General features: G+C 41.1%; 22 protein-coding genes. 5 read left to right on the top strand and 17 right to left on the bottom strand.

The window, feature by feature from the left end:
* Positions 1 to 93: 93 nt before the first annotated feature.
* Positions 94 to 1,761, bottom strand: coding sequence for a glutamine--tRNA ligase (gene glnS, locus PAARA_RS10640; RefSeq protein ID WP_062569014.1), 1,668 nt, complete (start codon positions 1,759 to 1,761; stop codon positions 94 to 96).
* Between the two features lie 228 nt (positions 1,762 to 1,989).
* On the opposite strand from glnS, the gene PAARA_RS10635 reads away from it, so the two are divergent.
* Complete coding sequence (locus tag PAARA_RS10635) at positions 1,990 to 3,060, top strand: DUF3083 family protein (RefSeq protein ID WP_062569013.1); 1,071 nt, start codon at positions 1,990 to 1,992, stop codon at positions 3,058 to 3,060.
* 50 nt (positions 3,061 to 3,110) lie between these two features.
* On the opposite strand, the gene argA is transcribed toward PAARA_RS10635, so the two are convergent.
* The 9 genes from argA to sdhC all read right to left on the bottom strand — a co-directional run bounded on the left by argA (position 3,111) and on the right by sdhC (position 14,505).
* On the bottom strand, positions 3,111 to 4,451 hold the full coding sequence (gene argA, locus PAARA_RS10630; protein WP_062569012.1) for an amino-acid N-acetyltransferase: 1,341 nt from the start codon (positions 4,449 to 4,451) through the stop codon (positions 3,111 to 3,113).
* A gap of 193 nt (positions 4,452 to 4,644) precedes the next feature.
* The gene (gene sucD / locus PAARA_RS10625) at positions 4,645 to 5,517 is read right to left on the bottom strand and encodes a succinate--CoA ligase subunit alpha (RefSeq protein ID WP_062569011.1); all 873 of its coding nucleotides are present in this window, start codon (positions 5,515 to 5,517) and stop codon (positions 4,645 to 4,647) included.
* A complete protein-coding gene (gene sucC / locus PAARA_RS10620) occupies positions 5,517 to 6,683 on the bottom strand; it encodes an ADP-forming succinate--CoA ligase subunit beta (protein WP_062569010.1) in 1,167 nt (388 codons plus the stop codon). Before sucC ends, sucD begins: the two co-directional genes overlap by 1 nt.
* 176 nt (positions 6,684 to 6,859) lie before the next feature.
* A complete protein-coding gene (gene odhB / locus PAARA_RS10615; protein WP_062569009.1) occupies positions 6,860 to 8,380 on the bottom strand; it encodes a 2-oxoglutarate dehydrogenase complex dihydrolipoyllysine-residue succinyltransferase in 1,521 nt (506 codons plus the stop codon).
* A gap of 3 nt (positions 8,381 to 8,383) precedes the next feature.
* Positions 8,384 to 11,203, bottom strand: coding sequence for a 2-oxoglutarate dehydrogenase E1 component (locus PAARA_RS10610; protein ID WP_062569008.1), 2,820 nt, complete (start codon positions 11,201 to 11,203; stop codon positions 8,384 to 8,386).
* Between the two features lie 86 nt (positions 11,204 to 11,289).
* A complete protein-coding gene (locus PAARA_RS10605) occupies positions 11,290 to 12,006 on the bottom strand; it encodes a succinate dehydrogenase iron-sulfur subunit (protein ID WP_062569007.1) in 717 nt (238 codons plus the stop codon).
* A gap of 10 nt (positions 12,007 to 12,016) precedes the next feature.
* Complete coding sequence (gene sdhA, locus PAARA_RS10600) at positions 12,017 to 13,789, bottom strand: succinate dehydrogenase flavoprotein subunit (protein WP_062569006.1); 1,773 nt, start codon at positions 13,787 to 13,789, stop codon at positions 12,017 to 12,019.
* Positions 13,790 to 14,137 carry a succinate dehydrogenase, hydrophobic membrane anchor protein gene (gene sdhD, locus PAARA_RS10595; RefSeq protein ID WP_062569005.1) on the bottom strand — a complete coding sequence of 116 codons (348 nt, stop codon included), beginning with the start codon at positions 14,135 to 14,137 and terminating at the stop codon, positions 13,790 to 13,792. It abuts the gene before it with no gap.
* The gene (sdhC, locus tag PAARA_RS10590) at positions 14,128 to 14,505 is read right to left on the bottom strand and encodes a succinate dehydrogenase, cytochrome b556 subunit (protein ID WP_082401567.1); all 378 of its coding nucleotides are present in this window, start codon (positions 14,503 to 14,505) and stop codon (positions 14,128 to 14,130) included. The genes sdhD and sdhC overlap by 10 nt, the downstream gene beginning before the upstream one ends.
* A gap of 408 nt (positions 14,506 to 14,913) precedes the next feature.
* Between sdhC and PAARA_RS10585 the strand changes: the two genes are divergently transcribed.
* From PAARA_RS10585 to PAARA_RS10575, 3 genes are all read left to right on the top strand, one after another.
* Positions 14,914 to 16,200 carry a citrate synthase gene (locus PAARA_RS10585; RefSeq protein WP_062569004.1) on the top strand — a complete coding sequence of 429 codons (1,287 nt, stop codon included), beginning with the start codon at positions 14,914 to 14,916 and terminating at the stop codon, positions 16,198 to 16,200.
* Positions 16,201 to 16,313: 113 nt separating this feature from the next.
* Positions 16,314 to 17,528, top strand: coding sequence for an aminotransferase class V-fold PLP-dependent enzyme (locus tag PAARA_RS10580; protein ID WP_062569003.1), 1,215 nt, complete (start codon positions 16,314 to 16,316; stop codon positions 17,526 to 17,528).
* Positions 17,529 to 17,541: 13 nt separating this feature from the next.
* Complete coding sequence (locus tag PAARA_RS10575) at positions 17,542 to 17,955, top strand: SufE family protein (RefSeq protein ID WP_062569002.1); 414 nt, start codon at positions 17,542 to 17,544, stop codon at positions 17,953 to 17,955.
* A gap of 6 nt (positions 17,956 to 17,961) precedes the next feature.
* On the opposite strand, the gene tcdA is transcribed toward PAARA_RS10575, so the two are convergent.
* The 7 genes from tcdA to PAARA_RS10540 are packed head-to-tail and all read right to left on the bottom strand — an operon-like array spanning position 17,962 to position 25,173.
* Positions 17,962 to 18,759, bottom strand: coding sequence for a tRNA cyclic N6-threonylcarbamoyladenosine(37) synthase TcdA (tcdA, locus tag PAARA_RS10570; protein ID WP_062569001.1), 798 nt, complete (start codon positions 18,757 to 18,759; stop codon positions 17,962 to 17,964).
* Positions 18,760 to 19,425, bottom strand: a complete 666-nt coding sequence (locus tag PAARA_RS10565; RefSeq protein WP_405128666.1) for a TIGR01621 family pseudouridine synthase — start codon at positions 19,423 to 19,425, stop codon at positions 18,760 to 18,762.
* 14 nt (positions 19,426 to 19,439) lie between these two features.
* Positions 19,440 to 20,195, bottom strand: a complete 756-nt coding sequence (gene kdsB / locus PAARA_RS10560; RefSeq protein WP_062568999.1) for a 3-deoxy-manno-octulosonate cytidylyltransferase — start codon at positions 20,193 to 20,195, stop codon at positions 19,440 to 19,442.
* Positions 20,183 to 20,380, bottom strand: a complete 198-nt coding sequence (locus PAARA_RS10555) for a Trm112 family protein (protein ID WP_036968654.1) — start codon at positions 20,378 to 20,380, stop codon at positions 20,183 to 20,185. The genes kdsB and PAARA_RS10555 overlap by 13 nt, the downstream gene beginning before the upstream one ends.
* Positions 20,370 to 21,347 (bottom strand): tetraacyldisaccharide 4'-kinase, encoded by a 978-nt coding sequence (gene lpxK, locus PAARA_RS10550; RefSeq protein ID WP_062568998.1) that lies wholly within the window; start codon positions 21,345 to 21,347, stop codon positions 20,370 to 20,372. The genes PAARA_RS10555 and lpxK overlap by 11 nt, the downstream gene beginning before the upstream one ends.
* Positions 21,347 to 23,089, bottom strand: coding sequence for a lipid A export permease/ATP-binding protein MsbA (gene msbA / locus PAARA_RS10545; protein ID WP_062568997.1), 1,743 nt, complete (start codon positions 23,087 to 23,089; stop codon positions 21,347 to 21,349). The genes lpxK and msbA overlap by 1 nt, the downstream gene beginning before the upstream one ends.
* Before the next feature lie 59 nt (positions 23,090 to 23,148).
* A complete protein-coding gene (locus PAARA_RS10540) occupies positions 23,149 to 25,173 on the bottom strand; it encodes a DNA internalization-related competence protein ComEC/Rec2 (protein WP_157066193.1) in 2,025 nt (674 codons plus the stop codon).
* Between the two features lie 225 nt (positions 25,174 to 25,398).
* Here PAARA_RS10540 and PAARA_RS10535 point away from each other — a divergent pair, with 225 nt between their 5' ends.
* Positions 25,399 to 25,905, top strand: a complete 507-nt coding sequence (locus PAARA_RS10535; protein ID WP_062568995.1) for a DUF2062 domain-containing protein — start codon at positions 25,399 to 25,401, stop codon at positions 25,903 to 25,905.
* Positions 25,906 to 25,974: the final 69 nt, after the last annotated feature.

Genomic DNA, 25,974 nt, shown 5'->3' with positions numbered 1-25,974 from the left:
CTTAAGTTTTAATCGTTATAAAAAAACCCTTTTACTTTAAAAGTGAAAGGGTTTTTTATTAAGCTTAGAAACTTAAAAATTTAGTTAAAAGGTTTAGCCTTTTTGTTCAATCTTCGCCCATGAATCACGAAGACCTACAGTTTGATTGAATACTAATGTTTCAGCTTTGCTATCACGACAGAAGTAACCCATACGCTCAAACTGGAAGCCCTGCTCTGCTTGTGCGTTGGCAAGTGACGGTTCAACTTTAGCGTTAGCAAGCACCACGAGTGACTCTGGGTTCAAAGTTGCGTTAAAGTCTTCGGCAGCAGCTGGGTTTGGTACGTTAAATAAACGGTCGTATAAACGTACTTCAGCTGTGATAGATTCACTTGCTGATACCCAGTGAATTACACCTTTAACTTTGCGACCATCACTTGGGTTTTTACCCAGAGTTTCTGGATCGTAAGAACAGAAGATAGTAGTAATTTCACCATTTTCATCTTTTTCAACACGCTCAGCTTTAATTACATAAGCACCACGTAAACGTACTTCTTTATCAAGGACCAAACGCTTGAACTTGTTATTTGCTTCTTCACGGAAGTCTTCACGCTCGATATAAAGTTCACGCGTGAAAGGCACATCACGACGACCCATCTCTTCTTTATTCGGGTGATTTGCAACAGATAACGTTTCTACTTTATCTGCGTCATAGTTTTCGATAACAATCTTCACCGGATCAAGAACTGCCATTGCACGTGGTGCATGTTCATTTAGGTCTTCACGGATACATGCTTCTAGCATACCCATTTCAACCATGTTCTCTTGTTTAGTGATACCGATACGAGAACAGAACTCACGTACTGATGCAGGTGTATAACCACGACGACGTAAACCAGCAATCGTTGGCATACGCGGGTCGTCCCACCCTTCAACATGACCATTAACCACTAAGTCGTTTAATTTACGCTTAGACATAATGGTGTACTCAAGATTTAATCGTGAAAACTCGATTTGTTGCGGATGACACTCAAGGCTAATGTTATCCAATACCCAATCGTATAAACGACGGTTATCTTGGAACTCAAGCGTACATAATGAGTGTGTAATGCCCTCTAGCGCATCAGAAATACAATGCGTAAAGTCGTACATTGGGTAAATGCACCACTTGTCACCTGTTTGGTGGTGATGAGCAAAACGGACACGATATATAATCGGATCACGTAATACCATGAATGAGCTTGCCATATCGATTTTTGCACGAAGTACACACTCGCCTTCTTTGAATTCGCCATTACGCATTTTTTCAAATAGCGCTAGGTTTTCTTCAACTGGTGTGTCACGGTATGGGCTGTTTTTACCTGGCTCTTTTAATGTACCACGGTATTCACGCGCTTGATCAGGCGATAAGAAACACACATACGCGAGGCCTTTTTCGATAAGCTCAACCGCATAGCCGTATAACGCATCGAAATAGTTAGATGAATACTTGATTTCACCATCCCACTTAAAACCTAACCACTGCACATCTTCTTTAATCGAATTTACGTAATTGATGTCTTCTTTTTCTGGATTCGTATCATCGAAACGTAAATTACAAAGACCTTGATAATCTTTGGCAATACCAAAGTTTAAGCAAATCGACTTTGCATGACCAATGTGTAAAAAACCGTTTGGTTCTGGTGGAAAACGCGTGTGCGTAGTCGCATGCTTACCGCTTGCGAGATCTTCATCAATACGCGTTCTAATAAAGTTACTTGGGCGATTCTCAATTTCCGCCATAGGAGCATAATCCTCTGAATATTGCATGGTGACAAAACTAATGCATTATTACAAAAACAAACCTTAACATACAGTAGTTGAATCATGTTTATTGAAGATATTAAGTCGATTGTTGAATACATAGTTCACAGACTCGACAAAATCGGTAAAAAAATTGTTCTAACGCAATAAAATGATCATCCAGTAGCGATATAGTCCCGACAGTTTTACTTTTAATAAGGAAAAAAGATGGCTTCGCTCAATCAACATCGAGTCTATATTCCAAGCTCAGCACGTGCAAACCAATATGTGCTAGTTGAATTTAAACCAAACGATGAGTTTTTCGCGCAGTTTAGCTCAGTTAACTGCAGTTATAAGCGTCTTGCAAGGGAATTATTTGCACTATGCGACGAATATGAACTTCACAATGTTCATCTAATCGCAAATGATAAACTACCCGTGGTTCGTTATCACGATGAAGCATATAGCTTAGAAACCGCCAAACAAATTCTGTTTTTTTATAATCCTCAATACCATGAAGCCCACACTATATTTGCTTCGGATGATGAAAAATGTAAAAAGATTCGCTTCTTATTCTTGGCAACCGGTGAAGAAATTAGGGCTAATGCAGCCCAGTTTCATCATAAAGTACAGCGTGTCATTAGCAGCTTACAAGATAAGCTGTTAAGCAACCAATCTTCGCTAAAAATTCGCGATCACCAACACCTTACTTATGACATGTTTGCAAAAGCAAAAGGCCATAAAGAAAGCTACGGTTATAAATTAAGAAGCCTCTACCCTCGTTATCAGTCTCGTCAATGTCACTTACCAAGTGAGCACAGTGAAATGACCTATGCGGGATTCTCAATTCCAGTGACGCGTGCGATAAAAACGCAATTCCAGCATATGCTTAACGAAGCAAACTACACACAATTTTATCAGTATATTTTTGATGCGTTTAAACGCGCATGTGAAAAACGCCAATTAACACTGGGGGCTTTTATCGCTAATGGTACCCGACCTATAGTGCGCAATAGCCATATCGATAATGCGCAAAGCAACAGTGAACTACAAAAATTGACCTTTGATTGCAGCACGAAAGAACCCCAATTACAGCATTACTGGGATGCCAAGAGCTTAGTTGACGTGCTGCATTTCGTGATTGCAGCCGCAGATAAAGATAAGCATGATATTGGTTATGGTCGATTTATGAACCAAGTTCAAAGCGCAATTAATGAAGTGACCGATGAGCTGGCATTCAACCCAACTCGGCAAGATTTACGTGTACGTTTTTATCAGCACATTAACTATCAATATTAGATAAGTACAGTATTGAAAATTGAAGGTGACGCCCATGCGTCACCTTTTGGTTACCTGTTTTTACTCAGCTTAGTGAGGTCCAAACGCAATACCTTAGAACGGCGTTCATGGTTATAAAGCGCTTTTTTCTTTGCCGGCAACTCATCAACTGTCACTATTTCAAAGCTTTGCTCTAAAAACCAGTGAATACTCCGTGTAGTCAGTGCAAATAAATGCGAGTAACCCGCACGCTTGGCTTTATTAATAATAAACCTCAGTAGATAACTGCCGCGATCGGCATCTCGGTACTGAGGGTGAACAGCCAAACTCGCAAACTCCCCTACCTGTTCATCAGCAAACGGATACAAAGCTGCACAGGCAATGATAAGTCCATCACGTTCAATAACTGTAAATTGTTCAATTTCGATTTCTAGCTGTTCACGTGAACGACGCACTAAATAGCCTTGCTGCTCAAGCGGTCTAATAAGGTTAATGATACCGGTTATATCAGAGATAGTTGCGCTACGAAGTTGCTCTGAGCTTTGTGGTGCGATTTGTGTACCAATACCATCTAAAGAGAACAATTCTTGTAATAACGCGCCATCTTCTTTGTAACTAACTAGGTGGCAGCGATGTACACCACCTCGGCAAGCATCAATTGCAGCTTGTAAGAAAACAGTCGCACTTAAACACGAATCAGCTTGGTTGCGGTAATTAGCTAAAACACGTTCCGCTTCGTTTGGCATCAACTCAGCGATTGCTTCGCCATTTTCATCTAAAATACCGGCTTCTTGACAGAAACCGAGCATTTTATCGGCACGCAGTTTTAACGCTACTTGAGTAGCAATTTCTTCTGCGGTTAAATTAAAACTTTCACCGGTAACTGATGCCGCAATCGGCCCTAATAATACAATACCGTTATTATTTAACTGATGGCGAATACCCTCTACGTCAATGCGCCTTACTCTTCCTGAGTGATGATAATCAACCCCTTCATCCACACCTAGTGGCTGTGCGATGACAAAGTTACCGCTTACCACATTCAGAAAAGAGCCTGACATAGGTGTACTACTAAGAGACGTTGATAACCGTGCTGTAATATCAAATTGCATTGCACCCGCAACTTTTTTAATTACATCAAAGGTGGCGTTATCCGTTACGCGTATCTCATTGTGGAACTGACTAGTTATGCCAACTTGCTCAAGTGCTGCATTAAACTGTGGTCGTGCGCCAAACACTAAAACAATTTTAATACCTAGGCTGGTAAGTAATGCAACATCGTTGATAATGCTGCGACAACCAGGCTGATCTATTGCCTCTCCACCAAGCATTACGACAAAAGTTTTGCCTCTGTGGGCATTAACATAGGGTGTTGACTGACGAAATCCATCGACCAATTCAGTGGTACGCACGTAATATTTACCTTGTAAAATCGGATGTTTTTAATAAAAACGAATAAACAAGACATCAGTCTAAAGAATTTATATTCACAAATAAAGCATTATTATTCTTGTTTTGTGAATAAATTTTGACATCGATTGGCCGCAATATATCAGATACAAAAAAGGCTCGCATAAGCGAGCCTTTTTAAGAGATTGAAACTGATTACCAGCCTGTTTTCTCTTTAAGTGCATTACCGATATCAGCTAATGAACGTACAGTTTTTACGCCCGCAGCTTCTAATGCAGCAAACTTCTCATCAGCAGTACCTTTACCGCCTGCAATGATTGCACCAGCGTGACCCATACGCTTACCTGGAGGTGCAGTAACACCCGCAATGTAAGAAACAACAGGTTTAGTCACGTTGTGCTTGATGTACTCAGCAGCTTCTTCTTCTGCAGTACCACCGATTTCACCGATCATAACGATTGCTTCAGTTTGCTCGTCTTTTTCGAACATTTCTAAAACGTCGATGAAGTTAGTGCCTGGGATTGGGTCACCACCGATACCAACACATGTTGATTGGCCGAAACCAGCGTCAGTAGTTTGTTTAACCGCTTCGTAAGTAAGTGTACCAGAACGTGATACGATACCTACTTTACCAGGCTTGTGGATATGACCAGGCATGATACCGATCTTCGTTTCACCCGGAGTGATAACACCTGGGCAGTTAGGACCGATCATACGAACACCAGTTTGGTCAAGCTTAACTTTAACGTCAACCATGTCTAGTGTTGGGATACCTTCAGTGATACAAACGATAAGCTCGATGCCTGCATCGATAGCTTCTAAGATAGCATCTTTACAGAAAGGAGCTGGTACGTAAATAACAGATGCAGTTGCACCTGTTGCTTCTACAGCGTCACGTACTGTGTTGAATACTGGAAGACCTAGGTGCGTTTGACCGCCTTTACCAGGGCTTACACCACCAACCATTTGTGTACCATACTCAAGCGCTTGCTCTGAGTGGAAAGTACCTTGGCCACCTGTGAAACCTTGACAGATAACTTTTGTATCTTTATTGATTAATACAGACATTATTTGCCCTCCGCAGCAGCAACAACTTTTTCAGCTGCGTCTGTTAGTGACTCAGCAGCGATGATGTTAAGATCAGAACTTGCAAGAACTTCACGACCTAGTTCAGCGTTAGTACCTTCTAAACGTACTACTACAGGAACATTTACACCTACTTCTTTAACTGCGCCAATAATACCTTCTGCGATCATGTCACAACGTACGATGCCACCAAAGATGTTAACTAAAACAGCTTTAACGTTGTCGTCAGATAGGATGATCTTGAATGCTTCAGATACACGCTCTTTAGTCGCACCGCCACCAACATCTAGGAAGTTAGCTGGCTTACCACCGTGTAGGTTTACGATGTCCATAGTACCCATTGCTAGGCCTGCACCATTAACCATACAACCAACGTTACCATCTAGTGCAACGTAGTTAAGCTCGAAGCTTGCAGCGTGAGCTTCACGTGCATCTTCTTGTGAAGGATCGTGCATTTCGCGGATTTTAGGTTGACGGTAAAGCGCGTTACCATCTACACCGATTTTACCGTCTAGACAGTGAAGGTTACCTTCGTCTGTGATTACTAGCGGGTTGATTTCTAAAAGAGCGAAATCGAAATCGTTGAACATGTTAGCAAGACCCATGAAGATCTTAACGAACTGTTTCATTTGAGTTGGGTTTAAACCAAGTTTGAAACCTAATTCACGAGCTTGATAAGCTTGAGGACCAACTAGTGGATCGATCTCAGCTTTGTGAATTAATTCTGGCGTTTCTTCTGCAACTTGCTCGATTTCCACACCACCTTCAGTAGATGCCATGAAAACAACTTTACGAGAAGCACGATCTACTACAGCGCCAAGGTATAATTCGTTAGCGATGTCAGTGCAGCTTTCTACAAGGATTTTAGCTACTGGCTGACCATTTTCGTCTGTTTGGTAAGTAACTAAGTTTTTACCTAACCAGTTCGCAGCGAACTCTTTCACTTCGTCGATTGTTTTAACTAGCTTAACACCGCCAGCTTTACCACGGCCACCTGCGTGAACCTGTGTTTTAACAACCCACATATCACCGCCAATTTTCTCAGCAGCTGCTGCAGCTTCTTCAGGTGTATCGCAAGCGTAACCGTGAGAAACTGGTAAACCATATTCGGCAAAAAGTTGTTTTGCCTGATACTCATGCAAATTCATGATGCTTTATCCAATTTTTTATACTAAAAGAGCTGAATATTTATGCAAATAAACAGCTATCCCAAATTGCGCACCTAGTATAAATCCCAAGGCTCGACATGAAAACCCCAGTTAGACCAAAGGCGCAAAAAAAAAGCTGCGAACATGGTTCACAGCTTAGTTTTTATACAACTAGATTAAACATCTAGTAATAATCGAGTTGGATCTTCTAGTAACTCTTTAATTGTCACTAAGAAGCCTACAGATTCTTTACCATCAATTTGGCGGTGATCATAAGATAACGCTAAATACATCATTGGTAAGATTTCAACTTTACCGTTAACAGCCATAGGACGATCTTGGATTTTGTGCATACCTAAGATTGAAGACTGTGGTAAGTTGATGATTGGTGTAGATAGCAATGAACCGAATACACCACCGTTAGTGATAGTGAAGTTACCACCAGTCATATCATCTAAAGATAATTTACCATCACGACCTTTAAGTGCTAACTCGCGAATACCCTTCTCGATTTCAGCAACTGATAGCTTGTCACAGTCTTTAAGAACTGGCGTAACAAGACCACGTGGTGTAGAAACTGCGATGCTGATATCGAAGTAGTTGTGATAAACGATATCATCACCGTCGATAGATGCATTAACTTCAGGGAAACGCTTAAGTGCTTCAGTCACTGCTTTCACGTAGAAAGACATGAAACCTAAACGGATACCGTGGCGCTTTTCGAATACTTCTTGGTACTGCTTACGAAGGTCCATGATTGGCTTCATGTTCACTTCGTTAAATGTAGTTAACATCGCAGTTGAGTTTTTAGCTTCAAGTAGACGATTAGCAATTGTTTTGCGTAAACGTGTCATAGGCACACGTTTTTGTGTACGGTCACCGATAGGCGCAGCTGGTGCAGAAGCTTCAGCTTTTGGTGCAGCAGCAGGTGCTTTTAAGAATTTATCAACATCTTCTTTAGTTACACGGCCATTTTTGCCAGTGCCTTTGATTTTAGATGCATCAAGACCTTTCTCAGCGATTAAACGACGTACTGACGGTGTTAATACGTCAGAGCTGTCATTTGAGTCGCTAGAAGCGGCTGGCGCTTCTTCTTTAGCAGCAGATTTAGCTGGCGCAGCACCGGCTTTAACAGTACCGATTACTTGCTCACCTAGCACGGTTTCACCTTCTGCGTGAATGTGCTCACCCATGATACCGTCATCTTGGGCAACAACTTCAAGAACAACTTTATCAGTTTCGATGTCAACTAAGTTTTGGTCGCGAGTTACCGCTTCGCCTGGTTGTACATGCCATGTAGCAATTGTCGCGTCTGCGACTGATTCTGGAAGTACAGGTACTTTAATGTCCACTTCTTTACCTTCTGATGCTGGTGCTGATTGCGCCGCAGCCGGCGCGTCTTCTTCTGATTTAGCTGGTGCTGATTCTTTAGCAGTGTCATCACTTGCTGGTGCTGCATCTGCATCACCAAGTAAAGCAATTACTTGCTCGCCAAGAACAGTTGCACCTTCTTCTTGTGAAATTTCAGTAATTACACCATCATTTGGTGCAACAACTTCTAAAACAACTTTGTCTGTTTCAATATCTACCAAATTCTGGTCACGGCTTACTTTATCGCCAACACTTACGTGCCAAGTCGCTACGGTAGCATCAGCAACCGACTCAGGAAGTACAGGAACTTTAATTTCTGTGCTCATTGCTTATCCTTTCTTTTCAATAGTAAGCGCATCTGCAACGAGCGCTTGTTGTTCTTTTGTATGCACTGACATGTAACCACATGCAGGCGATGCCGAAGCTTTACGACCAGCGTAAGTCAATTTAGCGCCTTGTGGGATTGCATCAACAAAATGGTGTTGTGAACAATACCACGCACCTTGGTTTTGCGGCTCTTCTTGGCACCACACAAAGTCTTTAACATGCTGGTAACGCTGCATAATTGTATCCATCTCATCATGAGGGAATGGATATAGTTGCTCAACGCGAACAATAGCAATGTTATCTAGTTCTTGCTTACGACGCTCTTGTAGTAGCTCGTAATAAACTTTACCACTACAAAATACAACGCGTTCCACTTTATCAGCTGCAATATCATCGATCTCATCGATCATATTGTGGAACACACCTTCAGATAACTCTTCCAGTGTTGATGTTGCCAGCGGGTGACGAAGTAACGACTTAGGTGTCATAACAATCAATGGACGACGAAGTGGACGTACCGATTGACGACGCAGCATTGCATATACTTGCGCAGGTGTTGAAGGTACACACACTTGCATATTGTGATCAGCACACAATTGCAAGAAACGTTCAAGACGTGCTGAACTATGCTCAGGACCTTGCCCTTCATAACCATGAGGAAGTAAACATGTAAGGCCACATAAACGGCCCCATTTTTGCTCACCTGAGCTTAAGAATTGGTCAAATACAACTTGTGCGCCGTTAGCAAAGTCACCAAACTGTGCTTCCCACATAACAAGTGATGTAGGCTCAGCGGTTGCATAACCGTATTCAAATGCAAGAACTGCTTCTTCAGATAATACAGAATCGTATACTTCAAATGCACCTTGATTCTCACTGATGTTTTGCAGTGGTAAGTAGGTAGATGCATCTTGTTGATTATGAACAACAGCATGACGATGGAAGAACGTACCACGACCAGAGTCTTGGCCAGTTAAACGAATGTCAGTGCCCGCATCAACAAGGGTTGCGTAAGCAAGTGTTTCTGCCATACCCCAATCAAGTGGTTTTTCACCGGCTGCCATTTGCTTACGATCGTCGTAGATTTTCTTAACACGTGATTGCGCTTTGTGGCCTTCAGGGTAGCTAGCAACGATATTACCAAGCTCTTTAAGCTTTTCTACTGAGACTTTTGCGTCATACTCTACATTCCAATCGTGACCAACAAATTTAGCCCAATCAGAAGAGTGTGACGTTTCTGGTTGAATTTCTTCAACAACACAGTTACCACCGTCAAGGCCATTACGGTATTCATCAGCAAGTGCTTTTATTTCTTCTTCTGAGAATGAACCTTCAGACACAAGTTGGTCTGCATAGATAAGACGCGGTACTGGGTGCTTTTTGATTTTTTGGTACATAAGAGGCTGAGTCGCATTTGGCTCATCCGCTTCGTTATGGCCATGGCGGCGATAACATACTAAATCAATCACTACATCACGTTTAAATTGATTTCTGAAATCAAGTGCGATTTGTGTAACAAATGCAACTGCTTCAGGATCGTCAGAGTTAACGTGGAAAATTGGTGCCTGAACCATTTTCGCAATATCAGTACAGTATGGCGTAGAACGTACATCCGACTGTTTTGATGTTGTAAAACCAACTTGGTTATTAACAACAATGCGGATACTACCACCACAACTAAATGCATTAGTTTGCGATAAGTTAAATGTTTCTTGTACAACACCTTGACCTGCAATCGCAGAGTCACCGTGAATAGTGATTGGTAATGCTTTAATCCCTGACTTGTCACCTAGGCGGTCTAAACGCGCACGAACCGAGCCCATAACTACTGGGTTTACGATTTCAAGGTGAGATGGGTTAAACGCAAGTGCCATATGCACATTGCCACCCTTAGTTGCAAAGTCAGATGAGTAACCCATGTGATACTTAACATCACCTGAGCTTAATGTGTCTTTGTGTTTTCCAGCAAACTCATCAAATAGATCAGAAGGGTTTTTACCTAATACGTTTACTAGTACGTTCAAACGACCGCGGTGAGCCATACCAATAACGGCTTCTTTTTGCCCGCTTTCGCCTGCACGATGAATTAGCTCTTTAAGCATAGGTACTAATGCATCACCACCTTCAAGTGAGAAACGTTTAGCACCAGGGAATTTTGCGCCTAAATACTTTTCAAGACCATCAGCAGCTGTTAAACCTTTAAGGATACGCAGCTTTTCATCTTTTGAAAAAGTAGGACGTGATTGCACTGATTCCAAACGCTGTTGTAACCAACGTTTTTCTTCAGTTGAAGTGATGTGCATGTACTCAGCACCAACTGACCCACAATAGGTCGTTTTTAGTGCTTGGTATAACTCACCAAGAGGCATGGTTTCGCGACCTACGGCAAACGAACCCACATTGAATTCACGGTCAAAATCAGCTTCTGATAAATCGTGATATTCCAATTCAAGATCACGAACACGTTCGCGTTGCCAAATACCTAATGGATCTAGGTTGGCATTTTGGTGACCACGGAAACGGAAAGCATTAATAAGTTGTAGCACTTTGACCTGTTTAGGATCGCCAGAGCCACCCTCTGCTACCACTACCTCTCTATGCTTGTTTTTAGCAAGCTGTGCAAATTGTGCACGAACTTCTGAATGTTTAACGTCAACATCCACACCATCAACTTTTGGTAATTGTTCGAACACTTCTCGCCATTCTTCTGGCACAGAAGTCGCATCATCTAAGTACGCTTCATAAAGCTCTTCTACGTAAGCAACGTTACCGCCGTTTAAGTGAGAAGATTCTAGCCATGCCTTCATCACACCTTCGTGCATTTATAAGCCCTTTTCTTTAGCGCAGAAATTAATTGTTATAAAAACAAGGTGGTTAATAAATTAACCACCTTACATATTCAATATCCTTAAACCGAGCGGTTTAAAAGCATTGATTTGATTTGTCCAATCGCTTTGGTCGGATTAAGACCTTTTGGACACACGCTAACACAGTTCATGATACTGTGACAACGGAACACGCTGAACGCATCGTCAAGGTCTGCTAAACGCTCTTCAGTTGCTGTATCGCGGCTATCTGCCAAGAAACGATACGCATGAAGAAGGCCAGCAGGACCAATGAACTTGTCTGGATTCCACCAGAACGAAGGACACGATGTTGAACAACATGCACATAAAATACACTCATACAAGCCATCTAACTTATCACGTTCTTCAATTGATTGAAGACGTTCACCCGCCGCAGGCGTGTCATTAATTAGATAAGGTTTTACCTTTTCGTATTGAGTGTAGAACTGACTCATGTCAATAACAAGGTCACGTACCACTGGTAAACCTGGTAAAGGACGAATTACGATTTTACCTTTGCCACCTTTTAGCAGCGTTGATAAAGGTGTAATACACGCTAAACCGTTTTTACCATTCATGTTGATACCGTCTGAACCACACACACCTTCACGGCATGAACGACGGAATGATAATGTTGGATCTTGCTCTTTTAATTGCATAAGCGCATCCAATACCATCATATCTTGGCCTTCTTGCGTTTCTAGCGAGAAGTCTTGCATACGTGGTGCATTATCAACATCTGGATTGTAACGATAAACCGAAAATTGTACTTGTGCCATCGTCTCGCTCCTAGTATGTACGTGCTTTAGGTGGGAAAGCTTCACGCAGTTTCGGCGCGTAGTTAACTTCACGTTTCGTCATTTCATCTGTAACTGGGTTAAAGATTGAGTGACATAACCAGTTTTCATCATCACGATCTGGGTAGTCAAAACGAGAGTGTGCACCACGGCTTTCTGTACGGAAGTTTGCAGCTACTGCAGTTGAATAAGCTGTTTCCATCAAGTTATCTAGCTCTAAACATTCGATACGTGCAGTATTGAACTCTGTTGACTTGTCGTCAAGACGCGCATACTGAAGACGTTCACGAATTTCTTTAAGCTCTTTAAGACCTGTTGCCATTGCCTCACCTTCACGGAATACCGAGAAGTTAAGTTGCATACACATTTGTAGATCTTTCTTGATTTGTACTGGGTCTTCACCTTGGCCAGCTTTAGAGTTTTCCCAACGGTTAAAGCGTGCAAGTGATGCTTCAAGGTCTGATTCAGACGCATCTTTACCTGCTTCAACACCGTTAAGGTATGTGCCTAAGAAGTTACCAGCTGCGCGGCCGAATACAACTAAGTCAAGTAGCGAGTTACCACCTAGGCGGTTAGCACCGTGTACAGATACACATGCAATCTCACCTACAGCGAATAAACCTTCAACTACTTTCTCTTGGCCGTTTGCATCAATTTGTAATGCTTGACCATTTACGTTAGTTGGAACACCACCCATCATGTAGTGACATGTTGGGATAACTGGAATTGGTTCTTTGGCTGGATCAACGTGTGCGAACGTTTTCGCAAGGTCACATACGCCCGGAAGACGTAAGTTAAGTGTTTCTTCACCTAAGTGGTCAAGCTTAAGCTTGATGTGTGGACCGTAAGGACCATCACAACCACGACCTTCACGGATCTCAGTCATCATTGAACGAGCAACAACGTCACGAGACGCTAAGTCTTTCGCATTTGGCGCGTAACGTTCCATGAAGCGTTCGCCGTCTTTATTTAGAAGGTAACCACCTTCACCACGACAACCTTCAGTTACAAGTACACCAGCGCCGGCGATACCTGTTGGGTGGAACTGCCACATTTCCATATCTTGCATTGCAACACCAGCGCGTGTAGCCATACCAACACCGTCACCAGTGTTGATGTGAGCATTCGTTGTCGATGCGTAGATACGGCCTGCACCACCTGTTGCTAATACAACAGCTTTAGATTTAAAGTAAACAACTTCGCCAGACTCGATGTCGATTGCAGTACAACCAACAACGTGACCGTCACTGTTCTTAACTAAATCTAGTGCATACCACTCAGAAAATACGTTAGTTTTGTTTTTAACGTTTTGTTGGTAAAGACAGTGTAATAACGCGTGACCAGTACGGTCAGCTGCTGCTGCAGTACGTGCAGCCTGTTCACCACCAAAGTTTTTCGACTGACCGCCGAAAGGACGTTGGTAAACACGGCCATTTTCAAAACGAGAAAATGGTAAACCCATGTTTTCTAATTCAGTAATAGCTTCTGGGCCTGTTTTACACATATATTCGATAGCGTCTTGGTCACCGATAAAATCGGAACCTTTAACCGTATCGTACATGTGCCATTCCCAGTTATCTTCATGCGAGTTACCCAAAGCTACCGTAATACCACCCTGTGCAGACACAGTGTGAGAACGTGTAGGGAAAACTTTTGAGATAAGTGCACAGGTTTTGCCTGATTCAGTGATAGCTAGTGCTGCGCGCATACCCGCACCACCTGCACCAATCACTACAGCGTCAAATTCACGAACAGAATAATTCACTTAAACACCCCATAAAACGATTAGACCTATTGCTACGTAAGCAACAGCCATAAGGTTTAATACAAAGCCTAAAACAGCACGTAATTTAGCGCATTTAACATAGTCAGTAAGAACTTGCCAAAGGCCGATACGGGTGTGAACCATAATGCAAACTAGGGTAATTAATGTGAACCCTTTCATTGCTAGGTTTGAAAAAAGGCCTTGCCAGGCTTCGAAAGTGACTTCAGGCGTGCATAAGAAGTAACCAATAATAAAAATAGCGTAAGCGCTAATTATTAAGGCTGTCGCACGAAGCGATACGTAATCTTGTACACCATCACGTTTAAGAGTTGCTTGATTTAAAACCATATCCACACTCCTGCTAGAATTGCAGCTACAACGCCTAAAGCTAATGCAACTTTAGCGCTGAAGTTTCCTGACTCAAGTTCTTCCCAGTGACCCATATCCATAATGATATGACGGATACCACCGATTAAGTGATACGCCAATACAGAAATAGTGCCCCATGCTATGAATTTGGCAATGAATCCGCTGAACAGACCCTTGACGAATTCAAAACCTTCTGCAGAAGAAAGAGACTCAGACCACGCCCAAATGACAAACGTTAAAGCAAAAAATAATGCAACACCGGTGACGCGGTGAAAAATTGATGCTTTAGCCGTTGCCGGCATAGATATAGTTGTTAGATCTAGATTTACAGGTCTTTGCTTTTTCACAGTTACTTGCCCATCTTGCCCACTAGGAGCTCATCTACTTGTTTTTCTAAAACCCATCAAAATGAATTTCGATGGAACTATCTAAGTAAACCGTGTTGATACACAAAAAGTTCACACTTATGCAAAACTCAAATGTAAAAATAAAGTTTACCTACAGACAATACGGTATAAAACCTTGGATAGTATATATAGCCAGAGGTCTTTTTACAATTCTTGTTTAGTAAGAGTCGTTTGCGAATTAGCCAATGGTATAATATTTAATCCTGACAGAATATTTATTATCCATTTGTGCATAATGTTTATAAAAATTGACTTTAACCCCCTCTTTCACGTTAAAATGAAAAGAATGTGCTTAAACAGATTCAGAACATAACAATCAGAGTTGTTATCTTAATAGGAGATAAATAGATGGCGGATAAGAAAGCCACGGTCCATATTGATGGTCTTGATCCAATCGAACTTCCAATTTACCAAGGCACTGCTGGCCAAGACGTAATTGACGTACGTACGTTAGGTTCTCACGGTCACTTTACTTACGATCCAGGTTTCATGTCGACCGGTTCTTGTGAATCTTCAATCACTTACATCGATGGCGGTAAAGGTGTTTTACTACATCGCGGCTACCCAATCGAACAACTTGCTGACGAGTCTAACTACGTTGAGCTATGCTACTTACTATTAAATGGTGAGTTACCAACGAAAGAACAGTACGAAGCATTTGCGCAAGAAATCACGCACAACACAATGCTAGATACTAAGATTGCTAACTTCTTCCAAGGCTTCCGCTTTGATGCTCACCCAATGGCGATGCTATGTGGTGTTGTAGGTGCGCTTTCATCTTTCTACCATGAAGACTTAGACATCACTGATGCAACACAACGTAAAACAAGTGCTATCAAGCTAGTTGCTAAGCTGCCAACAATCGCAGCAATGGCTTACAAATACAATGTAGGTCAGCCATTTGTTTACCCACGTAACGATTTAAGCTTTGCTGAAAACTTCTTACACATGATGTTTTCAGTACCTGCTGAAGAGTACAAAGTTAATCCAGTGCTTGCTAAAGCAATGGATAAAATCTTCATGCTTCACGCTGACCACGAGCAAAACGCGTCGACATCAACGGTACGTTTAGCGGGTTCTTCAGGTGCTAACCCTTACGCGTGTATCGCTGCCGGTATCGCATCTTTATGGGGCCCTGCGCACGGTGGTGCTAACGAAGCATGTCTTAACATGTTAGAAGAAATTGGCTCTGTTGACCGTATCGACGAATATGTTGCTAAAGCAAAAGATAAGTCAGATCCTTTCCGTCTTATGGGCTTTGGTCACCGCGTATACAAAAACTTCGACCCACGTGCCACAGTAATGCGTCAAACATGTCACGAAGTACTTGCTGAGCTTAACATTCAAGATCCACTTCTTGATATCGCAATGAAGCTTGAGCAAATTGCGCTAGAAGACCCATACTTTGTTGAGAAGAAACTTTACCCTAACGTAGATTTCTACTCAGGTATCATCTTAAAAGCAATCGGTATTCCAACAAGCATGTTCACTGTCATCTTTGCAATGTCACGTACTGTTGGTTGGATCTCTCACTGGGATGAGATGCTTTCTCAACCTGGTCACAAGATCAGCCGCCCTCGCCAGCTTTATACTGGTGAAACAAAGCGCGACTACGTATCAACGGACAAGCGTTAATTTTTGCTTAAATGCTTAAAAAAGGCCGCACAGCGGCCTTTTTTATTGCCCTAGACTTGTCTATTTATACAAAATAATTAAAATCGTCGCATTCTCGTTGTAAAAGGGCTTCCATGTTTGATATTGCAAAAATACGTGCTGATTTTCCTCTGCTTAAACAACAAATTAATGGGCAGCCATTAGTCTACTTAGATTCAGCAGCCACATCACACAAGCCGCAAGCTGTCATTGACGCTCTCACGCACTTTTACAGTGCTGAAAACGCCAACGTACATCGTGGTCGTCACACTCTTAGTGACAACGCAACTCGTAAGTATGAACAAGCCCGTAAAAGCCTTGCCAATTATTTTCAGGTAGAAAGTAATGAGCTAGTCTGGACGAAAGGGGCGACTGAGTCGATTAATTTAATTGCGAACGGCTTAACATCTAAACTTAAAGCGGGTGATAAAGTCGCTATTTCAGCTATTGAACATCATGCGAATATTGTGCCTTGGCAACAACTTGTGAAGCGCATTGGCGCTGAATTAATTGTTTTACCAATTACGAGTGATTTGGTCATTGACGCTCAACAGTGCGCGGAGTTTATCGAACAACATAAGCCTAAAGTCGTTGCTATCACGCATGCATCAAACACGCTGGGGAATATCACAGACTTAGCCCCTATCATCCAAGCGTGTAAAAATATTAATGCTATTTCAGTCATTGATGGTGCTCAGGCTGCAATGCATTTACGCCCTAACTTACGAGAAATTGATTGTGATTTTTATGTATTTTCCGCACATAAAATGCTTGGCCCAACAGGCTTAGGTGGCTTATACGGCCGCTTTGAGTTGTTAAATTCACTTGATGCTTACCAAACAGGTGGCGAAATGATTGAAACAGTGAGCTTAACACAAAGCAATTTTCGAGAGGCACCAGGAAAATTTGAAGCAGGAACCCCAAATATTGCGGGTGTCATAGCCTTTACTGAGGCGATTGAATATTTAACCTCGTTAAACTTTCAGCAGATGCGTCAACATGAGCATACAGTTTTCAGTTATGCGATAAAACAATTATCTGCAATTGATGGTATTACCATTTACTCTCAACATCACAATAACATTGGTAACATCAGCTTTAATTACAAAAATGAGCACCCTTTCGATTTAGCGACTTTGTTAGATGGTTTTGGTGTTGCTGTACGAAGTGGTCATCACTGTACCCAACCGATTATGAGCCAATTATCAATTTCGGGGACTGTTAGAGCCAGCTTCGCTTTATACAATACTAAAGAGGATGTTGATGCACTTATCACCGCCCTTAAAAATAGTATTGAATTATTAGATTAAACTTGGATTAAACATGAATTCACCTTTTCAAGCCGTAACAAAAGACATTGAAAATGCAGCAGGCTGGCAACAAAAGTACCGCCAAATAATGCTATTAGGTAAACAGCTACCCGTTATGCCTGAAGCGCTGAAGGTAGATGATGCATTAGTTAAAGGCTGTGAAAGTAAAGTTTGGTTATATATTGACTTTGATCACACGGAGAATAGCCTCGTGTTGGCTGGAGATTCCGATACTCGAATTGTTAAAGGGTTACTGGCATTAATTTTAGCCTTATACAATGGTCTAACGCCGCAGCAAGCAACTCAAATAAATGCGTATGATGAATTTGAACGACTTGGTCTAATTAGCCATTTAAGTCCTTCTCGTGGTAATGGCATCAAAGCCATGGTCGATAAAATTCAAGCCATGGCTGAGCAAAAGCGCTAAAAAACGTTATTTTAAACTACGCTGTTTCTTATCTAGGTATTTTCTAATCGCTTTGGCTGCAACAAAAAAGCCAAAGCTGCCTGTAACCATGGTTGCAGACCCAAAACCATTATTACAGTCCATGTTCATCGAGCCATCTGCGCCTTGTTTTGCTTGGCAAACGTCACCTTCTGAGGTTGGATAGACAAGCTGCTCGGTCGAATAAACGCAATCGACATTAAACTTACGCTTGGGATTGCTACTAAAGTTGTACTGCTTTCGCAAGATATAACGAACTTTTGCAAGAAGTGGATCATGCGTTGTCTTAGCAACATCACCAAAACTGATTTGACTAGGGTCAGTTTGCCCGCCCGCTCCACCGGTTGTGATAACGGGTAATTTTATACGTTTACAATGGGCAATTAGCGCCGCTTTTTCTTTCACTGCATCAATACAATCAATCACATAATCAAAGCCTTGAATATGCTCACGAATATTATCTAGCGTTATAAAGTCATCAATCACATTAATTTTAATATCTGGGTTTATCAGCTCACAACGTGTTTTCATTGCTTCGACTTTTGCTTCACCTACGGTGCCAGTCAAAGCATGAATTTGACGATTAACATTGGTTGCGCATATATCATCTAGGTCTATCAATGTCAGTTGACCAACCCCTGTACGTGCTAACGCCTCAGCAGCCCAACTACCTACGCCACCAATACCGATGACACAAAAATGTGCTTGTTGCAGCCAATCAAATTGTTGATGACCATATAAACGCTTAATACCACCAAAGCGAATGTCTTGTGTTGTTTCTTTCATTTACCAATCCAACGTCCAAGGAGTCTGCCACTCTTTGAATTCGTCTGCGTTAAAAACTTCATTGAGATGTGCGCCTGTTGTATGCGCATATCGATATTCTTTAAGCTGCCCTTTATAACTAAATTGCAATGCATAGGCATGCAAATTAGTTCGCTCGTCCAAGCTTCCAGCGTAAGTGGCATCACCGAGTATAGGGGCACCAATACTTTTCATTGCCACTCTTAATTGATGTGTCTTACCAGAAAATGGTTTTAATAAATATGCACGCAAACCTGGACGAATACTTTTAGAGTAAAAGCGAGTAACCGCTGGGTTTTCTTGGCTTTTTAGTAACTTAAATGCACCTCGACGACTTTTTTGCATATCGCCTTTAATCCAGCCTTGCTTTTTTTTAGGCTTAGTATCGCTAACGGCTATATAAAACTTATTAACCAGATGCGCTGTGAAAAGCGTTGTAAACTCCGCTGCGGTCTGCTTGTTTCTAGCTAAAATAATTAACCCTGAAGTCACTTTATCTAGGCGATGAACAGGAAATAACTTTTCGTTCACTAGTTGCTCTGCAAGCACGACAAAGCCGGCACATTCTTCACTGTGAAAGCTAACACCTGCGGGTTTGTAAAAAACAAAAAAGTCATCTTCACGTGCATGAAGATGAACCCTATTCATTTCAGTCATTGTTACTAGTTGCTCAAAGCGGCTATGACACGCGTAAGATCTTCAGGTGTATCCACACCGGCTTGAGGCTCACACACAGCTCCTGCAATTTTAATTTTATAACCATGATATAAAACACGTAATTGCTCAAGTGACTCAAGTTGTTCTAGACGCGATTCAGGTAGCGCAATATATTGTTGAATAAAGCCTGCGCGATAAGCGTAAATACCAATATGACGCGCATAGTCAGCAAGATTTAGTTTGCTATTATCATCGTTCATCATTGCGTCACGATGGTAAGGAATGGGCGAACGCGAAAAATACAGGGCATTTTGTTCTGTATCACTGACAACTTTGACACAATTGGGATTGAAAATGTCATCTCTATCAGTCATGTTTGCACTTAACGTTGCCATGGGTGCATCTGACTCTGCCAGTAATTTTGCCACTTGAGTTACGTTTTCACTGGCAAGTAATGGCTCATCACCTTGTACATTAACAACAATAGTGTCGCTTGTAAGATTGAGCTTTTCAACTACTTCGGCAAGACGTTCTGTACCCGACTGATGATCTTCTCGTGTCATCAACACATTATCAGTGAAGTCTTTTACAACATCAAACACGGCTTGATGATCGGTAGCAATATACACTGCACTGGCACCCGATGCAGCCGCTTTTTCATAAACATGCTGAATCATCGGTTTACCACATATATCCGCTAAAGGTTTACCGGGTAAACGGCTAGACGCGTAACGTGCAGGGATGACGACTACGAATTCCACTTATCAACCTCTTCTTGGCTTAGTTCACGCGCTTCGTTTTCAAGAAGTACTGGAATATCATCTTTAATCGGATAAGCTAATTTCGCAGCTGTACTAATAAGCTCTTGATTTTCTTTATCAAGGCGCAACTTACCCTTACACACTGGGCAAGCAATAATTTCAAGTAATTTTGTATCAAAGGCCATGGAGGATCCCTTTTTGTTTTAATAATGAATTTAATTTTTCAATAACAGCGGCTGTTGGCCTAGCGTCTACGGGTAAATAATACCAATTTGACTTAGCAAAACTAAAGCATTTTACGGCGTCTTTTTCAGTCATAAACACGGGCTCATTCTCAAATGCTAAAAAGTCAGTTGCTTGATAATTATAATGATCCCGAAAATGATGTGTCGATAATAAATTTATACCTTGTTTTTCAAGGCTCAACTCAAAGCGTACCGGGTTGCCAATGGCGCTGATCGCGTGTCCGTTTGTTGGCGTTTCTGCGACTTGTTCAGACGACGATACTAATCTAAATTGACTTGCATTCAAATCATAACGGTATGCTTTTTCGCCACCATTCTCGACAACTAAATCAACTGACTTTAAGCGTGCTTTCGTTTCTCGAAGTGGGCCTGCCGGTATTAAAAGTCCATTACCAAATTGACGTTCACTATCTACAATACAGCACTCTATATCACGCGCCATTTTATAATGTTGCATACCGTCATCTGAAATAATGATATCGATGTCGTGGTTTTGTAACTGCTCGATACTTGCTTGGCGATCGGGGCCAACCATCACAACACAGCCTAAACGACGTTTAATAAGAACCGGCTCATCACCCGCTTCACTTGTGGCTGTATCGTCAGTGACTAAAAGCGGATAACTTGCTGACTTACCACCATAACCGCGACTGATCACTGCGACCTTCAGTCCCTGTTGTTGCAAATACTGCGCTAACCAAATAACAAACGGCGTTTTACCATTACCACCCACACTAATGTTACCAACAACAATTACTGGCACATGGGCTTTAAACGCTTTGAGTATATTAATTTTATACAGGTATTTTCGCAGCGTTGAAATCAACCAAAAAATAACACTTAGCGGCAAGAGGAAAACAGTTAATAGGCTTGGTTTTTTATACCAGCTTTTTTCAATGACACTCACTACTGCTCACCAAATTGCATTTTACATAAGGCCGAATAAGTACCGTCTTTACTTAAAAGCTCAGAATGCGTGCCTTTTTCGATAACCTGACCATGATCAATTACATAAATACAATCACTGTTTTCTATAGTCGATAAGCGGTGTGCAATCACTATCGATGTTTTCTGTTTCATCAAAGTATCAAGTGCTTGTTGAATTAGTTTTTCGGATTCAGTATCCAGTGCAGATGTAGCCTCATCAAGAATGAGAATAGGCGCATCTTTTAAAATAGCACGTGCAATGGCAATACGTTGACGCTGCCCCCCTGATAGCATCACACCGTTTTCACCAACCATGGTGTTCAAACCTTCTGGTAAATCCTTAACGAACTCCCAAACATGTGCTTGTTTAGCAACGGCCATTAGTTCATCATCTGATAAAACACGATCTAAACCATAACAAATATTATTAGCAATTGTGTCATTGAACAGAACAACCTGTTGCGACACTAAAGCAAACTGTTTACGTAAATCAGTTAGCTTATAATCAGATAAGGGCACCCCATCTAATAATATTTTACTCTCTCCTTCGAGCTCATAATAACGGGGTAAGAGGTTCGAAATTGTTGACTTTCCTGAGCCTGAGCGCCCTACTAATGCAATACTTTCCCCTGCTTTAATTTCGAGTGATAAGTTTTTTAAAACAGGTTCATCTTTTGTAGGATAACGAAAGGTTACGTTTTGAACATCAATGTGCCCAGTTACTTTATCGGCTTTATGCGTTCCTGTGTCTTTTTCTACTTCTTCATCAAGTACTAGAAAAATACTTTGCGCCGCAGAGATACCGCGTTGCAGGTCACTGTTGACATTAGACAACTGTTTTAATGGACGCAGTAGCATCATCATGGATGAAATTAGTAATACGAAATCACCTGAACTAATAGTGTCAATCATCGAAGGCATAGACACGACCCATAAAATCACTGCCATCGCGCTCGCAGCGAGGATCTGAATAACAGAAACACTGAGTGCTTTAGTGGCATCCATTTTAATTCGTTGCTGACGGTTATGGTTATTGATTGCCGAGAATTGTGAAATCTCTTGCTTTTGACCACCAAAACCATGGATCACTTTGTGACCTGAAAGCATTTGTTCTGAGCTTCGTGTAACTTGCCCCATGGCTGATTGAATTTTTTTTGAAATTTTACGAAAACGTTTTGATACGAACGCAACAATCACTGCAACCAAGGGGATAATAACTAAGAATATTAGCGATAATTTCCAGCTGGTATAAAACATGTTGAATAGTAAAAAGACCACAAATGCCCCTTCTCTAACAACAATAAGTAATGCTTTCGTAATTGCTTGTTGAACTTGCTCAGTATCAAAGGTGATTTTTGAAATTAGATCACCGTTTGAATTTTTATCATGAAAAGAAACAGGCAAATGTAAGATATGCTCAAACAATTGCTGACGTAAGCTTCTAACAACTTGTGAGCCTACATAGCTTAAGCAATACGATGACATATAATTAAACATGCCACGACCTAGCACCAATGCAATAACCACAAAGGGGGCATAAGTTAAAACTTGTGTGTTACGGGCATTCAAACCTTCATCAATAAATGGTTTCATTAAATTGATAAACAATGCATCCATTGCTGAGTAACCAATCATGCCGACAATAGCAAAAAATGCAATAAGCTTATAATCACTCACATAACTAATTAAGCGCTTATAAATTTGGGATGTAGTTTGATCCATAACACTCTCTTATTCATAGACTTCGACTATTGTAGCCTTATGGGGGTAAAAACAAAACGTCAATCTTCTTCGAACCAATAACTTTGTGACTTACGCGCAAATTCTAGCTGGTAATCATTTTGATAAAAGGTGATTCGTATATGACCTAGGTTGGCCGTTGTAAATTGAGGTATATGGTGCTGCTGATAACGCTTTACAACCTCAGGATGAGGAAAATTCCACTGCCCTTGATAAGCAGCAGAGTGAATCACAATATCAGGTGCGACTCGCTCTATAAACTCAGAACTTGAAGACGTATTACTACCATGATGTGGACTTACCAACACAGTGCTTTGTATGCGCGTGTTACTTTCAACTAATGCTTGCTCTACTAGTTTAGAAATATCGCCAGTTAATAATACTTGATGATTTTTATTCTCCACCATGACTATACAGGACTGATCATTTTTGTTGGTCGACAATGTGGAATGATTGATAGTTCTAACGCTTAGATTTTCAATCTGAAAAAACACCTTTTCACAGGCCTGCTCAAGGCCATTTGGATGGAATGTACTAAGCGTTTTACCAAAACCAGCAGCCTGCCAACTATCTAACCCTCCTGCATGATCATTATCTCGGTGGCTAACAACCGTTGCTATAACCTCAATATTATGACGTAAAATATAAGGGCGCAGTACTGAGTTTATATAATCAAACCGTCCAAAGTAGCGCGGCCCTAAATCGTAGATTAGTGCTTTTTGATTTGCACTAACCATAACCATGAGTCCATGACCAACATCAAACACATCTAACTTAAATTCACCTTTTGCTGTTAAATGCCAATCAATCAGTGCTAACGCTAATGGAACGAAAACCAGTCGCTTATAAGGTGAGAAAAGTAGGATTACTAAAATGATATAGCACAATAAGAGTAAATTAAAGCTGGGTAAATAAAAGTTTAGCCATCGCCAATCTGAAGGTATTGACGTTAGATATTGGTAGCCTTGATATAAAAATGCATCAAAGAATTGCCATAACAAGCTCAAATCGAACAACATTGATAAAAAGCTGTACGCGACTAATAATGGCATTAATATGATGCCGAGTAACGGCACAGCAATAAGGTTTATGACCAATCCAATGACGCTAATCCCTGCAAAATAATAAAGCGTGATCGGTAACAACCCTAAGAATAAAGCACATTGAATTATGACTAACTGAACCATTCCCCTTGCTAGCTTGAATTTTGGGTAAGAACGGTAGTTCAGTGTTAAAAAAATAATTATGACCGCAATAAAACTAAAGTAGAGTCCAGGATTTAATAAAGAAAAAGGATCAAAAAATAATAAAATGGTTAACGCATATAGAATGGCTCGCCAACGTAGAGGCTGCTTTGCAAAGCTATAAACTATTAAATAACAGGCCAGCATCAACAGTGCTCGTGTTGCAGAGACAATGAAACCACTGAGGTAGACATAAAAAAATGCAAGCAATAGCCCAATAACTACAAATAGCTTATTAAGGTTATTCTGTTGACTATACTTTACAGAAAAAGTACCGAACAAAAACTTACTGGTATAAAAACCAATCGCGAATATTAGACCAATATGTAAACCTGAAATAGCCAGTAAGTGACTTAAACCAAGTTCTTTTAAATGCACTTTATCAGTGTCTTTAATTTTACTTCTGTCGCCGGTTAATAATGCATAATACAGCCACTGCATCCTCATCTTGTCTGTGATAGAAAATATAAAACCACGGTATGACTCACGCGTAGTGGATTTTTGCTGTGATGAGACTAACACGCTTTGACCTACAGAGCGGCCCTCATATAATACACGCTCAGACAATGCGAAGCGCTCTGCATCAAATACATCAAAGTTCTTTACACTCCTAAATGGCTTTAGCTTTAATTTGCTGGTTAATACATCCCCTACGTTAACTTCATTATCACTAATGATACTTAGCATAGCAAAAGGGGTCGCTTTGAAGTTTTTATCCAGGTTTGATAAATCAATAATCTTGGCTTTTACGTAAAACGGAGATTGGCTTGAGTGCATGGATACGATTTCAATTTTAGCATCAACGGTCTCATTTCTCTTCAAGTCCTTGTAAGGAAGACTATAAAAATAGTGGTCGTTAAGAAGTACAACCAAAATAGCGCAAATAAATCCTAACAAAACTGACGAAAAAGGCTTAAAATAAGCACCAGCTAAAACAATAGCAAAACTGAGTATATAAAACGCCGCAGTGTGCAAAGTATAAACGGTTATAAAACAACCGAATATAAATCCACTGCATAACCAAATAGATGTAAATGGTTGCTTTAAATGGCTAAAAAAACGATCCAACGGTTTTTACCCGATCATAACAAGGTAAGAGATCATAAATATTTAAGAATTTTTGGTCGTTTGTTGCATGATGCAAATTTATGGCATCTTAATCGACGCTCAGCCCGTGGGGCATTTGCAGTCGGTTTGTTTTTTGCCTTCATCCCCGTTCCTTTTCAAATGGTTTTAGCTGCCGCACTTGCTATCCCTTTACGCGTTAATTTACCCATCTCGGTTGCGACAGTTTGGATAACCAACCCGCTGACTATGCCACCTATTTTTTATTGCTCCTATATCGTTGGCACGATTGCACTTGCCCAACCACCACAACATTTTCAGTTTGAACCTAGCTGGCAATGGTTTTTAGACAGCCTGACAACAATTGGACCAGCATTCCTTGTTGGCTCACTCATCTGCGCCACAGCTGCAGCTATTATTGGTTATTTTGGAATCGATATGCTGTGGAAACGCTCTGTGCGTAAAGCTTGGCTACATCGACATAAATAAAGTACCCAAATAAACAACAGATGTATAGACAAAAAACCCAGCAAAAGCTGGGTTTTTAATGGTCATTCA

The organism is Pseudoalteromonas arabiensis (assembly GCF_001550155.1).
In the GTDB taxonomy this organism is placed as follows: Bacteria; Pseudomonadota; Gammaproteobacteria; order Enterobacterales; family Alteromonadaceae; genus Pseudoalteromonas; species Pseudoalteromonas arabiensis.
Note: the sequence above shows the minus strand (reverse complement) of the source record. Positions and strands in the feature narration are given on the sequence as shown.